This is a genomic window from Zhongshania aliphaticivorans, from assembly GCF_902705855.1.
In the GTDB taxonomy this organism is placed as follows: Bacteria; Pseudomonadota; Gammaproteobacteria; order Pseudomonadales; family Spongiibacteraceae; genus Spongiibacter; species Spongiibacter aliphaticivorans_B.
Window position 1 is genome coordinate 81115 of the sequence record NZ_CACSIJ010000012.1, and the last position, 16353, is coordinate 97467.

General features: G+C 48.2%; 11 protein-coding genes. 3 read left to right on the forward strand and 8 right to left on the reverse strand.

All coding sequences use genetic code 11. The features are described 5' to 3' along the window. Positions 1–17: 17 nt before the first annotated feature. A complete protein-coding gene (locus GVJ32_RS07475) occupies positions 18–611 on the forward strand; it encodes a TetR/AcrR family transcriptional regulator (RefSeq protein ID WP_159239439.1) in 594 nt (197 codons plus the stop codon). A 101-nt stretch (positions 612–712) separates the two neighbouring features. Here the strand turns inward: GVJ32_RS07475 and GVJ32_RS07480 are convergent, their stop codons facing one another. The 3 genes from GVJ32_RS07480 to GVJ32_RS07490 all read right to left on the reverse strand — a co-directional run bounded on the left by GVJ32_RS07480 (position 713) and on the right by GVJ32_RS07490 (position 4959). Next, the gene (locus GVJ32_RS07480; RefSeq protein ID WP_159239440.1) at positions 713–1897 is read right to left on the reverse strand and encodes an acyl-CoA dehydrogenase family protein; all 1185 of its coding nucleotides are present in this window, start codon (positions 1895–1897) and stop codon (positions 713–715) included. Between the two features lie 36 nt (positions 1898–1933). Further along, positions 1934–3367, reverse strand: coding sequence for an aldehyde dehydrogenase family protein (locus GVJ32_RS07485; RefSeq protein ID WP_123183675.1), 1434 nt, complete (start codon positions 3365–3367; stop codon positions 1934–1936). 68 nt (positions 3368–3435) lie between these two features. Then, positions 3436–4959, reverse strand: coding sequence for a class I adenylate-forming enzyme family protein (locus tag GVJ32_RS07490; RefSeq protein WP_123183674.1), 1524 nt, complete (start codon positions 4957–4959; stop codon positions 3436–3438). Between the two features lie 325 nt (positions 4960–5284). Between GVJ32_RS07490 and GVJ32_RS07495 the strand changes: the two genes are divergently transcribed. Further along, positions 5285–6511: an acyl-CoA dehydrogenase family protein gene (locus GVJ32_RS07495; protein ID WP_159239441.1), complete on the forward strand. Its 1227-nt coding sequence runs from the start codon at positions 5285–5287 to the stop codon at positions 6509–6511. 333 nt (positions 6512–6844) lie between these two features. Here GVJ32_RS07495 and GVJ32_RS07500 read toward each other — a convergent pair whose 3' ends face one another. From GVJ32_RS07500 to GVJ32_RS07520, 5 genes are all read right to left on the reverse strand, one after another. After that, positions 6845–8989: a TonB-dependent receptor gene (locus GVJ32_RS07500; protein WP_159239442.1), complete on the reverse strand. Its 2145-nt coding sequence runs from the start codon at positions 8987–8989 to the stop codon at positions 6845–6847. Positions 8990–9228: 239 nt separating this feature from the next. Continuing rightward, complete coding sequence (locus tag GVJ32_RS07505) at positions 9229–10659, reverse strand: aldehyde dehydrogenase family protein (RefSeq protein ID WP_159239443.1); 1431 nt, start codon at positions 10657–10659, stop codon at positions 9229–9231. Between the two features lie 35 nt (positions 10660–10694). Then, positions 10695–11828: an acyl-CoA dehydrogenase family protein gene (locus GVJ32_RS07510; protein ID WP_159239444.1), complete on the reverse strand. Its 1134-nt coding sequence runs from the start codon at positions 11826–11828 to the stop codon at positions 10695–10697. Between the two features lie 60 nt (positions 11829–11888). Further along, a complete protein-coding gene (locus tag GVJ32_RS07515; RefSeq protein ID WP_159239445.1) occupies positions 11889–13493 on the reverse strand; it encodes a GMC family oxidoreductase in 1605 nt (534 codons plus the stop codon). A gap of 105 nt (positions 13494–13598) precedes the next feature. Further along, positions 13599–14777 (reverse strand): aromatic ring-hydroxylating oxygenase subunit alpha, encoded by a 1179-nt coding sequence (locus GVJ32_RS07520; RefSeq protein ID WP_159239446.1) that lies wholly within the window; start codon positions 14775–14777, stop codon positions 13599–13601. A gap of 371 nt (positions 14778–15148) precedes the next feature. Here GVJ32_RS07520 and GVJ32_RS07525 point away from each other — a divergent pair, with 371 nt between their 5' ends. Next, the gene (locus GVJ32_RS07525) at positions 15149–16348 is read left to right on the forward strand and encodes a cytochrome P450 (RefSeq protein WP_159239447.1); all 1200 of its coding nucleotides are present in this window, start codon (positions 15149–15151) and stop codon (positions 16346–16348) included. Positions 16349–16353 lie beyond the last annotated feature (5 nt).

Below are 16353 nucleotides of genomic sequence, written 5' to 3' on the forward strand. Positions count from 1 at the left end.
ATCATTAAGGAATACCCTTGGGCAGACCATCCAAACCAATCATTTCAAAGGAACTCGCGGCGCGGGCAGCACTAACCGTCATTGATGAACTTGGCGTAGACGGTATGAGTCTGCAACTGGTTGCCAAAGAACTAGGCGTCAAGGCACCGTCGCTGTATTACCATTTCAAAAATAAAGCTGAAATGCTCGCTGAAGTGGCAAGAATCATATTAATCGACGCCTCATCAAACAAACCACATATTGATGCAGACTGGCGCGAGGCCCAGATCGAACTTGCTATTGCCACCCGCCGCTCAATTCTTCGCCATCCGCGGGCCGCACCACTGATGCTGCAGTTTTTTCCTCGCCATCTTATGCTAAAACCCTATGATCGTTGGAGCCACAAATTTGATGTACCACCAGAGCTGCAATTACTGGTAATTGAGGGCATAGAGAAGCTGACCTTCGGCTCGGCACTGCTCGGCGCCATGAGCCGCGCAAACGGCACCCAACCTATGCCAGAGTTTGAAGCAGAGGACTACCCTCATCTGGATATCGCAATGCAAGCCAACACCCTAGATGAAGAAGCAATGTTTGTTGAAACCCTTCGACGCTTTCTTTCTTCGTTTTGATATTTTTACGACGTAAAAACACCCGAGCCTAGCTGCTAAAAAATACGAAAAAACAATTGTTAGCTTGGCCGCATTCGCAGCCAAGCCAAACGAGTAAAACCTTACTTAATTAAAGATTTCCAAATAATATTGCGCTGAATTTCACTGGTGCCACCATAAATAGTCTGTGCCCGCTCAAACAAATACGCATCTGCAGATAAGCTGCCGTAGCTAGGTGTGCTCAATAGGGAGTGCTGCCAATTCGGCAAATTCATGTCTGGAAACGCCAAGCCATGTCTCGCACTTAACAACATAAATAACTCGGTTATACGCTGAGCGCATTCCGTGCATTGAATTTTTAAGGACGACACCGCAGCGGGAGCCAACTCCCCCACCAAAGCCCGTAACACCGACACTTCCAAGGCGGCTAGCTCGATCTCTAGCGCCGCTAGCTGAGCAGCAAACAAAGGATCATCTATTAACTTCTCGGCTCTATCACCCGACACGTCTGATGCCAGTTTTCGCAATTTAGCAAGGTCCGCCTTTTTACGACCAATATGCGCGTAAGAAAGACGCTCGGTACTCAGTAATACATTTGCGTAATGCCAACCCTGTCCTTCTTCGCCAATGCGATTGGCAACGGGAACACGTACGTTTTCAAAGCTAATACGATTCAGCTCCCAAGCACCGTTCATAGTAATAATGGGATGAACTTCAATACCTTCGGAACGCATATCTACGCAAACAAATGAAATCCCTTCTTGCTTACGTTCACCTTTAGACGTGCGTACTAAACAAAAAATCCAATCAGCCCAGTGGCCTAATGTTGTCCAAACTTTATTGCCATTAAGAATATATTCGTCGCCGTCACGATCCGCCCGCATACCCAAACTGGCGAGATCAGAGCCTGATTCCGGCTCTGAATATCCTTGGGCCCACATACTCTTGGATGACAATATATCTGGCAACCAACGCTGTTTTTGTTCAGCGCTGCCAAATTCGACAATAATCGGTCCGACGTATATGACGGCCATCGGAATAATATTCGGCGCGCCGATACGCTCTAATTCAGACTCAAAAATATAGCGCTGAATTTCCGTCCAACCTGGCCCACCGTGCGTTTTTGGCCAAGCGATACCCAACCATTGCTTTGACTGCAAAGCCGCCTGCGATACGCAGTGATCTTCGCGGCTGAGGCGATCCCCCCGACGCACTTTTTCTAAAATATGCTGGGGATAATCGCACTCAAAAAATTGGCGCACCTCCTGTTGAAATGCGCTTTCGCTAGCGCTTAATTGCAAATTCATTTCACTAATCTGCTTTGGCGCATTGTCTGCTCCGTATTATTTTGTCGCTTTTTTCGGAATGTAAATTGCTTTTGGCTGGGTAAATTCCATCAGTCCCGCCATGCCATTTTCTACACCAAAGCCAGACTGCTTGTGACCGCCCAAAGGTGTCACTGGTGTCGATTGCAAATTTTGATTAATCCACACCGTGCCGGTATCAAGGCGCTTTGCCACCGCTAGGGCTTTATCAATATCTGACGACCACACCGCACCGGCTAAACCGTATTCGCTGTTATTCGCCCGCTCAATAACCTCATCTAAATCGCTGTATCGCAGCAAAGGTAATATCGGCCCAAACGCCTCTTCAGTTACGACTCGTGAATCTTCTGGAGGATTATCGACCAAAGTTAAGGGTAGAAAATAACCACTACCTTGGGGTACCGCGCGCCCCTCTAACAAGGTCAATCCGTCTGCCCGCGCCTCGTCCATCAGGGCTTTGACACGCAAATACTGGGGTTTGTTTTGCACTGGGCCAAATACCGTATCGGGCTCCATACCATCCCCGACTTTTAAAAACTTGGCTAGGCCATGTAGCTTATCCCGCAGCGCATCGTATATATCATCGTGAACATACATGCGTTTGGTCGCGATACAAATCTGCGCAGTGTTATAGAACGCCCCCATGAATAATTCCTGGGCGACTTTGTCGACATCAACATCTGGAAGAATGATTGCCGCATCATTGCCACCTAATTCCAGTGTTAGACGCTTAAGATCTTGTGCCGCCGAAGCCATAATACGTTTACCGGTTGCGGTTGAACCAGTAAACGATATTTTTGCAAAGCCGGGATGCGCAGTCATTAAAGGCCCGAGAGCATCGCCGCCAGTAATAATATTCAGCACCCCCGCCGGAAACACATCGCGCAGAATTTCGCCAATTTTCAACATCGCCAGTGGCGTAAACGGAGATGGTTTTAATACCATCACATTACCAGTAAGCAAGGCGTGGGAAATTTTCCAGAACGCTAATAATACTGGGAAATTCCAAGGCACAATTGCACACACCACACCCAGGGGTTCGTGATGCACCTCTACTCGACGGGTTTCAGAGTCTTCAGTGATATCCACGGGTATGTCGAACTTGGCCATGCTCATTAGCCAATGACTGGCACCCAGTATTTCTTCCTTAGCAAATTTAAGAGGACGCCCCTGTTCCAGGGTAAATATTTCAGCTAATTCGTCGGCGTGTGCAGCAATTACTTTTGCTGCATTTATTGCCGCCGCTGCGCGCTCTTTGTGCGGTGTTGCACGCCATTTCGGAAACGCAGCCGCCGCCGCGCTAACCGCCATATCAAGCTCAGCAGCCCCCGCAACCGGCGCCTGCGCAAACACCTCACCGGATGCAGGGTTTACCACACCCATTGTCTCTACGCCGGCAACACCTTTGCCGTTGATCGTCATCGTATAGGGTGTGGCTCGTAACTGACTCATATCAACCTCATAAAAAAATAGCCGACAAGATCACTTGTCGGCGAAATAAAATCGTCCACAAATTTGCTTTAACGCACTTTACTTAATTCCACATGGGCATTGGCGTATTTAACCCGCAGTGCGGGTTTCGCGATTTTGCCCGTTGCCAAACGGGGCAATGCCTCGCCTTCCAAGACCACATAACGCGGAACTTTAAATGCGCTCAAATGGGTATTGCAGTGCTGAATAACAGTCTCAATGGTGAGATCGTCGCGGCCATAAATAATCGCTAGCGGGGTTTCACCAAAGCCGTCGTCTTTAGCTGCAATGACCGCCACCTCATTCACGCCGTCTATCTCTGAAATAACGCGCTCCAACTCCGCAGCTGAAATATTTATACCGCCAGAGATAATAATATCCTTGAGGCGATCTAACATGGTGAGCAGGCCATTCTCATCTACCATGCCTAAATCACCGGTGTGCAGCCATCCATTCACCAGCGTCTTCGCTGTCGCCTCTGGATCGTTCCAGTAGCGGGTCATTATGCCCGCCCCTTTAATCACGATTTCACCTGGCGTATTTGGCCCGCAGAATTCGCCTTTATCGTCCACAATAGCAATCCGCGTAAACGCTGAGCCACGACCACATTTTTCTGGATCGCTGAGTGCCGCAGACCTTGAGTTGACTGTCGCCTGCCCTCCCGCTTCTGTCTGGCCGTAGAGCTGACGTAGCGTAACGCCCTTCTCCAACCACGTGTCTAGCAGTTGATTAGAAACCCTCGCGCCGCCAACCAGACAGTAACGCAAGCTAGCAAGATCCGCCGCCGCAAAACTCTCGCTGGCCGCCATCCGCTCGAAGAATATAGGCGCGCCCATCATCACGGTAATACCGTGCTCCTGAATCATTTGAATAGCGCGCAGCGGCTCAAAAGCCTCTTCAACAAAGATCGTGCCGCCATAAGCCAAATATTGCGTTGTAACCACGTAACCCGCAGAGGTGCACAGCGGGCCAAACAACAGCACTTTTGCCTTATCAATTGAGTATGGTTCGGCAATGGCGGTTTCCGACACATAGGAACTTAAGGTGCGATGGGAATACACCACGCCCTTGGGGTGCCCAGTTGAACCACTGGTTGGAATAATAACGACTTCGTCATCGAGACCAATTTCCGGACGCGGAGTGCTATTAGCGCTGGCCCCGTTTCTAAATTGATCAATCACACTGATATCAAACACCGTGCAGCCTTCCACTTTGGCCTGCGTAGCATTCGCCAGCTCGGCGCGTGCGGTGTCGTGAAAAATAAACTTCGACTGGTAGCGCTCACCAACCATATAGGCGACTTCGCTTACCGTAAAACGGGGATTCACCGGCGCCAAAATACCGCCAGACAACATCACCGCCTGCGACAGCACTATCCATTCCATGCTGTTGGTGGCCAAAATCGTAACGCGCTCGCCGCGCTGTAAACCTTCAGCTATAAGCCAGTCCGCAATCGCCTCGGCCCAACAGTTAAGCTCACTGTATGTGATTTGATCCTTTGCAGTGACAATTGCGGCAGTGTCTTTACGATCAACTGCCCACCACTTAAAAATGTCTATTAGTGTACTGCTCACGACTTCCTCCGACGGGCCAACCCTTGGTTATACTCTTTATATTTATGACTAAAGACGGCCATTCACCCGAAAATACTGCAGGGGGAAATATCACGCCTTCAATATAGCTCTTTTACGCGCGCCAAGATTATCCTCCAACGCCAATTTTCTCAGTAAGCTCCACCAATATGAGTAATTACAAGGTAGATTAAAACTGAGTAAAACCAAGTCTTGCAGCGCACAACAAGATAATCTAATCTAATTAGATTAATAGCTGCCGTCAACAACTACGTCATGTCACGCTCGGCAAATTGACTCACTAAACGATACAACGCAGGACTCAGCAATGAATATTGAATGGACCGCCGACGAACTAAAATTCCGCGACGAAGTGCGCGATTTCTTCAAACTGGAATTAAGTGAGGACATTCGAGCCGCTGGAAAATTAATGACCAGCGTGTATTCAGACCATGAACTGTCGATGAAATGGCAGCACAAATTAGTCGCCAAGGGCTGGGCCGCCCCCTCTTGGCCTGTGGAATACGGCGGTTGCGACTGGACGGTTGCACAGCATTATATTTTCGCCCGCGAGCGCGCACTTGCCGGCGCACCACCATTATCGCCAATGGGCATACAAATGTGTGCCCCGGCCATTATTTGCTTTGGCACACCCGAACAAAAAGACTTCTTCCTACCCCGTATGCTTAGCGGTGAACATTTTTGGTGTCAGGGCTACTCGGAACCCGGTTCCGGCTCAGACCTGGCCTCACTGCAAATGCCCGCCGTAGACGACGGCGATCATTTCATTTGCAATGGTTCAAAAATATGGACCACCCACGCCGATGAAGCCAACTGGATTTTTTGCCTAGTACGCACCACCAAAGCAAGTAAACCTCAGCTGGGCATTACATTTTTAGTGATCGACATGAACACCCCCGGCATTGAAGTGAAACCGATTATTTCACTCACCGGTGAGCACATTCAAAACGAAGTATTTTTCCAAGATGTACGCGTACCAAAAACCAATGTTATTGGTAAGGTCGATGAAGGTTGGACCGTGGCCAAATACCTGCTCGAATTTGAGCGCGGTGGCGCCGCTTATGCGCCGCTCATGCAAATCCGCTTAGAGGAAATTCGTGACTTCGCCGCGACCATTCCCGGTGACAGCAGCCCTCGCCTTATTGAGGACCCGCTCTTCGCCGCTAAACTCGCCCAAGCAGAAATAAAGGCCGCCACCTTAGAAATGTATGAATTACGAACCATGTCGGCCATTTCCGCCGGCGGCTCACCGGGAACATCTGCATCGGTAATGAAAATACTGGGTACCGAATTACAGCAACTGGTGAGCGAAGTTGCCTTGGAGGCCAGCGCGGCCTACGGCCATAGCTACCAACCCCAAGCCTGCGCCCCCGGTGGCGCCACCATTTATCCGCATCAAGAATCAGGCCTAGAAGGCCCACTCGACGCCGCACTGGCTCCGCTGCGCTACTTTAACGAGCGCGCCGGCAGTATTTATGCGGGTTCGAATGAAATACAAAGAAATATCTTAGCGAAGGCTGCATTGGGGCTGTAAAGCCCCTCCGATTATATTTGAGTTTAGAATAGCAATAACCGCTCATAGCGTTTGGCCAACCGTTGGCTGAAGACGATGCGTTGGACAGCTCGCAGATAAATCACGCTGTGCCAGAGCTAAAGCCGCGCATAGCCCGCACGACCAGCCGACTCACTGAACGAAATATACCCACACTCATTCATTGAAAATTATCGCTAAAGATTTTATCTATACTTACGTTTGCATTTACGAGCGGCAGAAAATAAAAACCATTTGTTAGAATCAGTAAAAAGCCATCGTAACTCTCGCTACAATGGCTATTATTAATTTCCGACTTTTAGTATATGGGCGTTACTAGAACCGGAACCCGACCTCAACACCGTACGTCGCTGGCATACCGTATTGCTGTAACATCGCTGCACTCTGACCTAGCACCTGCACTAAATATTCTTCATCAGTTACATTATTACCGTAAATAGAAACGCTATAGCGCTCATTTTCAGGTGTCCATGTAGCGCGCAGATTCAGCAATGCATAAGCATCTTGGTGTGCATCATTCGCGGCATCAAAATAGAATTTAGACGAATAATAGTAGCTACCAAAAAATGTGAGCATGCCGTTATTTAAAGGTTGATCATAAGTTGCAGAAAGATTGGCCGTCGCTTTAGGTGTACGCAATAGTTCGTTACCGCCTGCATCTATGCTCGCCGTCGTATAAGCATCACCTGGATTGCCGGTACCAATATAGGCTGGCGCATCAGGAAAATCATCGTATTCCGACTTGGTATAAGCGGTATTAAAGTCGATCTTCAGCTTTTCGTTAACGAGATAAGATAGCTGAAAATCCGCTCCGTAGATGGTCGCCGCTGCCGCATTAACGAGAATCGAACTAGCATCGACATATCGATTAACTTGAAGCTCAGAATAATCGTAATAGAAAGCCGCAGCCTCTAAAGTCCAAACATCTTGCTGAGTTTTATAGCCAACTTCATAGGCAATAATTTCTTCAGGGTCAACCGGCACGGTACTAAAACCTGCCGCATTAAACACACCAGATTTATAGCCTTTGGTAACTGACCCATACATTGAACTGTCTTCATTTAGACTATGACGCAATACCACTCGAGGTGAAAAATCGGTGAAGGTTTCTTCCTCGGTAGTGTACGGAATCGCCTGCGGAACGCTTTCAAAATTTACCGTTAGCGTATCGGAGCTATAGCGACCGCCCAATGTTAAGAACCAAGATTCCGAAAGGTCGTAAGTTGCATCAGCAAATACCGCATAGGCTTTGGTCTTCTGCCCATCTGCAAAGAAATTATCTATTTGCGCGCCAGAAGCTGTTAAATTAAAGAATGGAAATTGCGCGTCATTCTCAAAATAATACAGGCCAGCTACCCATTGCAATGGTCCAGAACCTGTAGATGTGAAGTTAATCTCTTGAGAAAAACTGTCGTCCTCTACCTGATAATGACCGTGAAAAATTGGCAGGGAGGTAGCATCGTAGTCTTGCTTACTCACTACCGTCTCATCATGATAGCCAGTGTACGAAGTCAATATAAAGCTATCATAGTCGACCTCAACTTTTATGCTGAAGTCATCAGACTTTGCAGTAAATGCTAAATCAGAATCTACTGACACAAGGCCACGACGCGAATAAATATCAATAGGTTCGCCATCCGTGTGAACAGGGTCTACTGTAGGATTACTAGAATCATTGGCAACAGCTCTACCCTCATAAGCGGTAACTCCGTTAGCGCTGCCGTCATTTCTGTCGGTATGTGCATAGTTCAGTAATACTGAAACGTTATCGGTGGGCTCGATAAGTACTTTTATACGCGCACCCCAGTTTTCTAACTCATCAACATTCTTACCCGTATACCTGTTTTTAACAAAACCATCGTTTTCATGGTAATACGCAGCAACACCCAAGGCGACCTTATCACTAACACCACCAGAACCAGCAAAGGTAGTACGTAAATCGCCATAACGTCCATAGCGCACTTTTAATGCGGCTTCCGGCTCGTAGCTAGGCGTAGTTGTGGTAACTAATATAGCGCCCCCTGTTGCGTTACGACCGAACAAGGTTCCCTGCGGCCCCTTTAACACCTGTACTGACTCAATATCAGCCATTTCAAAAGCACTAGTCAACGCACTTGAATGATAAATTCCATCGACATAGGTAGCAACCGACGCACTCAAACCTGGCCCCGCAACTGAACTACCCACGCCACGCAGGGTAGGCTGTGAAAACCCACCCGAAAGATCCACCCGTAAGCCAGGCACTGTTTGTGCTAGATCTTGCGTAGAAATAATGCCAGCTTGCTCTAAGTCCTCACCGCTTGCACTAGCAATAGAAATTGGCACATCAATATTTCGCTCAGAACGCTTTTGCGCGGTAACAACGACTTCCTCTATTACTGTATCACTTTGAACTCCATGAGAAAAAGCCATAGGGAAACTCATGGCGGATATTAAGACACTACGTGTTGTTATTTTCATACCTCTGCTCCCAGATTAAATACATACGATTGACCCGACCGATACGTCATCAAAATCAATCGATTAACTAAATAGCCAATCTAACAATGTTAGTTTAACGAGCGTAACCCGTCAATTAAGGCGTGGTAGGGATTTATACTTACGGTTATATTTTTCGAGTTGTAATCAAAAATTATCAACTAGCGAAAATCATTACCCATCAAATAAACGAGATAGCTGACAACGCGGGAAACCATCTTCTACCGCGTTTTTTTAAGCTGCATTTTCAGCATTATATTTATAGTACTTCCGTAAGGTGGATCCATCATCGCGCCGAGTTTTTTATACCAGCCTTGTTCAAAAACTGATTTGGCGTGTGAAAATCTTTTGAAGCCCGATCCGCCGCCCCAATAACTACCCATACCGCTATGTCCGACACCACCGAAGGGAAGATCAGACATCATAAGCTGCATCATCACTTCGTTAATGGCTAATCCACCAGAGCTGGTTTGACTTAGGATAGCCGCCTTCTCTTGCTCGTTATCACCAAAAAAATACAGCGCCAAGGGGCACTCGCCCTTGTTGACGTAATCAACGGCGTCTTGAAATGATTTATAGGTTTTAATAACCAAAATCGGCCCGAAGATTTCCTCCTGTATTAGGCGGCTGTCCTCCGGCGGATTAACTACAATCGCTGGCGTAAATTGACGGCGCGCATCGGTGGCGCCCACATCAACTTTAATAATATTACATCCCTTGGCTTCGGCATCAGCTATTAGCTCATGCATGCGTTTGTAATGAGCATCGGTGGCGATCGATGCATAATCTGCCGCCGCCTTGTCTAGCGGGTACATTTTAGTCACCGCAGCCTTAGCCTGCTCAACAAATTCATCGAGCTGCGCCTCTGGAAGCAAAACATAATCAGGAGTAATGCAGCCCTGTCCAGAGTTAATGAGACGACCGCTCATCGTCCGCGACGCGGTATAAGCGATATCAGCACCGGCGCCAATAATCACCGGAGACTTACCACCCAACTCCAGCGTGACCGGCACTAAATTACGCGCGGCTGCAGCCATAATATGTTTAGCGGTGCCAGCACTACCGGTGTACATCAAATGATTAAAAGGTAACTCTGCGAAAGCACGGGAAACCTCAACTTCACCGGTAACAATCGCCAACTCACTCACATCAAAATATTCAGGTAATTTTGTCGCCATCAGCTCTGCCGCATGGGGCGAAAACTCAGACACCTTGACCATAACGCGATTGCCGGCACAAAAGGCGTCCATGCTAGCAACTATCGCCATTGCCAAGGGCCCATTCCAGGGCACCATAACGCCGACCACACCGAGAGCTTGATATTTTATATAGGTTTTCGCACCCATAAGGTTAAAGGGGAAATCCGGTTTACGAACCTCATCCTTCATCCAGTTTTTTAAATTCTTTTTTATTGATTTGGCGTGATTGATAACGGGGATAATTTCTACTGCTTTGATAAAGGAATCTGGTTTATGGATCCAATCCTTTTTAGTGGCTTCAACAATGGCATCTTGATTATCGATTAAAAAGTCCACACAGCGTTCAACACGATCTATACGCGTCTGAATACTCGCCTCTCCGCCCTGCATAAAACTTTCGCGCTGAATACGCAAAATGTCGCCTAGCGATTCTGGACTATTTGCCGCCATCATATTTTTATACTCCCCAATTATTGTATGGCCTAGAATTAGCTCGCGCGCAAAGCCGCGTGGCGCACAAGATGATAATCTGCACTTCCAAATTCAGATTCAATAAGCGTCGCGCGCTTAAAATAATGACTTATCGCCAGCTCGTCAGTCATACCCATACCGCCGTGAAGCTGCACCGCATTTTGGCCTACAAAGCGGCAGGCTTTACTGACGGCAACTTTGGCAGCAGAGGCAGCAATGGCGCGTTCATTTATTGACGAGGATAAATTTAAGGTCACCAAATACGCCGCCGAACGGGCCATTTCGATTTCCATATACATATCGACCATACGATGCTGCAGGGCCTGAAAGTTTGATATTGGCTGACCAAATTGCTTACGCTGCTTGGTGTAGGCAACGGTGTCTTCGTGCAGTACCGACATCACCCCCACGGCCTCTGCAGAGAGCGCGGCTATTGCTTCATCGCCGGCTTGTTCAATATTCGCAAGCGCTTCACCTACGTCGCCGATAAGAGCCTCGGCACCTAATTGCACATTATTAAATTCAACATCCGCGGCACGCCGACCATCAATCGTGGGGTACTCACTTATGCGAATGCCAGTGCTAGCTTTATCGAGCAAAAATAAAGAAATACCGCTGCTATCGCCTGGCTCGCCGCTGGTGCGCGCCGTCACTAACAAATGCGAGGCCCAAGGCGCCGCCATCACCACCGATTTTTTACCGTTTAGCAACCAACCATTGCTATTCGCAGTAGCGGTACTAGCAAGCGATTTAAAGTCGTAGCGTGCATTAGGCTCGCCCCATGCAAATGCCACAATTCGTTCACCGGCAGCAATTTTAGCAAGCGTCTCATCAGCAGTAGCGCCACCAGCACGAGCCAACATACCGCCACAGATAACGACGGTTTCCAGATAAGGCTCTAGTACCAAACTGCGTCCGAACTCTTCCATAACCAGCATGGTGCTTACGGCATCCATACCCATACCGCCCACTCGCTCCGGCAAGGTCATCGCGGTAATCCCTAAGTCTTCTGCAAAGGCCTTCCAAATTTCGGGGCGCCAGCCATCAGCCAAACTCGCTTGGCGACGCGCTTCAAAATGGTAATTGTCTTGCAGATAACTTTGCAGACTTTGGCGGATGAGGTTTTGTTCTTCGGTGAAAGAGAAATCCATAAAATCTTGTTCCGCTAATAAAACCAAATAATGTCAAAATGCCTTCGCGAACCGCTCGCTTTAAGCATCGCGCAAAATAATATCCGCCGCGCGCCACGCCATGGCCATCGTCGGCCCATTGGTATTGCCCGACGGTATTTGCGGCATTATCGATGTGTCCATTACGCGTAAACCAGACACGCCTCTTACTCGTAACGCTGGGTCAACCACAGATTCGGCATCCTGCCCCATACGGCAACTACCCACCGCGTGATAACCGCAGCTACCGTAGCAGTCATATGCCGCGATAATGTCGTCGTCAGAAACACACTTCGGCCCAGGGTAGGTTTCTTCGGAAATTAATTCGTTTAACGATTGCTGAGCAGCATAGCGACGTGCGATATGTACCGTTTCAATCATCAAGGCGCGATCTTCCTCGGTACTGCGATAGTTAGGCTTCAAACTCGGCATCGCATTTGGGTCACGGCTATTGATATGTATTTCACCTTTTGACGTTGGGCGCAGCGGATAACCGACGATCCCCATGCCCGGAAAGGTTTCTAATTTCTCGCGATTGGTTTCAAAATCAAAACTAAATGGCGCAACAAGAAATTGAATGTCTGGCCGCGGCACTGATTTACTGGATTTAAACCAAGCACCCACTTCATAGGCACCAGAAGACATCGGGCCGGTCTTCTTTATAAAATACTGGAAAACGTTTTTCAGTAAGCGCCAGCCGCTATATTCAACATTCTCTGACAGGGGCTGATTTAATTTCCATTGGGCAATAATTCCCCGATGTTCGAGTAAGTTTTTGCCAACTTCTGGGCTGTTGTGGACCACCGGAATATTCAAGCTATTCAACAAATCTACGGGGCCGACACCTGAGCGCTGCAAAATGCCCGGTGACGCCATTGCGCCACCGGCAATAATAATTTCTTTATTCGCAGAGTAGCTGCGCTTCTCAGCGGCTTTTCCGACCAGCGCATCAACACTCACTGCGCGCTTATCTGCAAACTGCACCTTGTCTACCAAGGCTTTTGTCACAATCGTTAAATTGGGGCGATCTCTAACCGGATCGATAAACGCCTTTGATGCGCTCTGACGCTTTCCATCCCAGATTGTGCGCGAGGCGTAACCAACACACTCGGCGTCAGTTGGTGCATTAACGTCTTCAACCCGCGGCAACCCCATTGCCGCAGCAGCATCAATCATCGCCTCGGTCAAACGGTTGCGACGATTAGCTAAACTGACTTTTTGTGGCCCCTTGCCACCTCTGGTTTCGCCCTCGCCCAGCTCGTGGCACTCCAGCGCTTTATAGGCTGCGCCAATATGCTCCCAAGACCAGTCATCGCTTGATTGCGCTGCAATTTCATTAAAATCAGAGGGCTGGCCGCGAACATACATTAGGCCGTTCATTGAGCTAGAGCCGCCCATCACTTTGCCACGCGCCCACACTTCTTCTTTGAAACCATTGCCCGCCTCGGGGTCAGCCGGATATGCCCAAATATGATTTGGGTCTGTCATCAACTTACCCAAACCTTTAGGCATATGCACAAGCGGGTGGCTATCTTCGCCACCCGCCTCTAACAGCAGAACGCTATTCTTTGGATTTTCCGAAAGCCGATTAGCCAGCACACAACCAGCAGCGCCTGCGCCAACCACAATATAGTCAAAGCTATTCATTTATTATTGTCCCCACAAGCCACTGAACTTGCTCAGAATCCGCTGCGGTAATCTTTTAGCCGCAGCAGAACTTGGTATTTTTATTAGCGCGATAATTGTCGACGCCTAGCGATCTTCTGGCGCCAAATACGACTCGATAGAGTCGTGGAACGGCCCGATCATTTCCTCAAGCCCACCAAAATACACCTCTTTAATCGCGCCAGAGTTCATACCTTCCTGCTGCAATTCCGCCGCTCTAAAGTCTTCGCCACCAAATACTTCATCAATAAGAGCAAAGGACTTCGCATACAAAGCTTCTGCTTTTTCACTATCTGCAGGGCCTTTTACCAGCATGTAGTAATCGACCACGGTACGATCTTTCGCGCGCGGCATTAAAATCATAACGCTGAAATAATACGGACTGGTGATGACCACGGTATTTGGGAATACCAAATAGGCGTGGGTAACAAACTTATGAAGATTGTCGACTTCTTCTTGCAGCATTTCTGGCTTGAAATTCGCTTTGCCCGAGGTTTGGCGCTGGTGATCGCCAAGATGGGTATACACACTCGGCACATCCACAAACATGCTGGCAATGGAGTTCGCGTGTAATCTTTGTATGTGATATGCCTCTAAGAATGGCTCCATCACAAACTTCCAGTTGGTTTTTAAATCGTACATGCGGCGCCCATAGACGTGCATTTTATCTAAACCAAATGACTCTAAATCTTCTGCAACCTGATCGGTTCCCTCTATTTGTTCTGGTGCATAATCAGGGTCAAGCCCAACCCAAATGAAACCACCGGATTCGTAGCAGGTTAACGCGACCAAACCTAAGTCGCATTTCTTGGCACTGGGGAATGTTTCTTGGCGAGGAATGCCAACCAGAGCGCCATCCATGCCGTAAGTCCATGCGTGATATGGGCATGAAACCCGCCCTGCTTTAACAGGCTTGTCGCCCTCTACTAATTTTGAACCACGGTGCCGACAGGCATTGATAAATGCATGGGCAACGCCATTGCGATCTCGGGTTAACAGGAGCGGAACACCGTAGCAGTCCTGCGGCAATGACATGCCCGGCTCGGGTAAGTATGCAGACGGTGCAGCGACCACGGGCACCTTTTTGAAAAGGTCGCGCATTTCTGCCTCGAAGCGCGCCTCACTTAAATAAACCGATGTAGGCCGACTCGCCTCGGTTGTTGGAATTTCGGCGTCTTCTGGCGCACGCAATTTTGAAATAGCGTCCCATTGACTGTCAGTCAAACCTAGGGGAGCTTTCTCTGCCACTTTTTTGCTTTGCTCCATATCACGTCCTCTCTTATTCGTATGCGACCAGTCTTAATTTGCCAGTCCCAGGCACAACTCTATGCATTTAAGCAGTAGGGTAAACTCGCGAGTAAACCGCACAATATCGATTACTCATCATGAAGCCAGACTAAAAGAGCATTTATCTAATGTCAATAGTTTTAGGCGCACATTCGAGCATGTAACTCAAAGCCTTTACAAAACTAATAACGATAGATAACATGGTTTTCAACTGACGCCGCAGACCCCTTCTACATCTGTAGCGTCGGCGAAATAAGACCCACAGACAGAAGCGTGTCGTCGTGTTCGACGGCGTCTAGACCTAAAATAATTGAATATACTCAGGCCACAACTTGAGAGGGATTATCGTCATGCACAACAAAGTAAGTATTCCAGACCACATACCGCCGCACCTTGTGTTTGATTACAACTACCACGGCGACGCCAGAGTTAACGCGGAAGTTCATACCAGCCTAGAAACACTACATGACGACGCCCCCGATGTATTCTTTACCCCTTACAACGGCGGGCACTGGGTAATCACTCGTCACGACACAATCTCTGACATTGTTCGCGACCCCGAACATTTTTCAGCGAGCGAAATGCAGATACCCCGCATCGAAAACCCACCGATGTTTATTCCGCTGAATCTCGATCCTCCAAAGAACATACCTTACCGTCAGGCGCTAATGCCCGCCTTTTCACCCAAGGCGATAAAAGCGCTTGAAGGTAAAATACGTTACTGGGCCGGTAGAATTATCGACGACGCCATTGCAGGCGGTGAATGTGATTTTATAAAAGATATTTCTTCGGTATTTCCCGTTACCGTGTTTATGGAGTTTATGGGCATGCCACTGGATAGACTGCGCGAATTTCGTGCGCTGTCCGATGCATTTTTTAGCACTAACTCTCAAGAAGAAATCCATCAGTTATCCATGCAAATTATTGGCGTGATGACAGAAATTGTCGAACAGAAACGTGCCAATCCGGCGGACGATTTAATTAGTCATATTCTCACCGTAAAAATAAACGGCGAGCCCATTAGTATGGAAGAAATACAAAACATGTGCTTCCTGCTTTTTTTGGGTGGCATGGACACCGTCACCAATGTTACCGGCTTTACGTTTAGGCAATTGGCAAATGAGCCCGCACTGCAGCAACGCCTAGTGGATAACCCCGCTGACATTACTAAATTTGTCGACGAAGGGATTCGTAGCTTTGGTGTTATTAGTACTCCACGCCTAGTCGCAAAAGATTGCGAAAAATTTGGCGCAAATTTTAAAGCTGGCGAGATGGTATTGTGCCTACTGCCGATATCAGGTCGGGATGACCGTAAAAACAGCAATCCAAATACGTTCAACATAGACCGAGAAAAAGACGACGGCCACACATTGACGTTCTCAATAGGCCCCCATCTTTGTATTGGGCACTTATTAGCCCGCGCAGAAATCCGCATATTGACGGAAGAATGGGTAAAACGTATTCCCAGCTTTAAAATAAAAGCCGGAACCACGTTAAGCTTCCGGATGGGCTTTGCGCTGGCTCTTACCGGCCTGCCATTAAGCTGGTAAGCGAA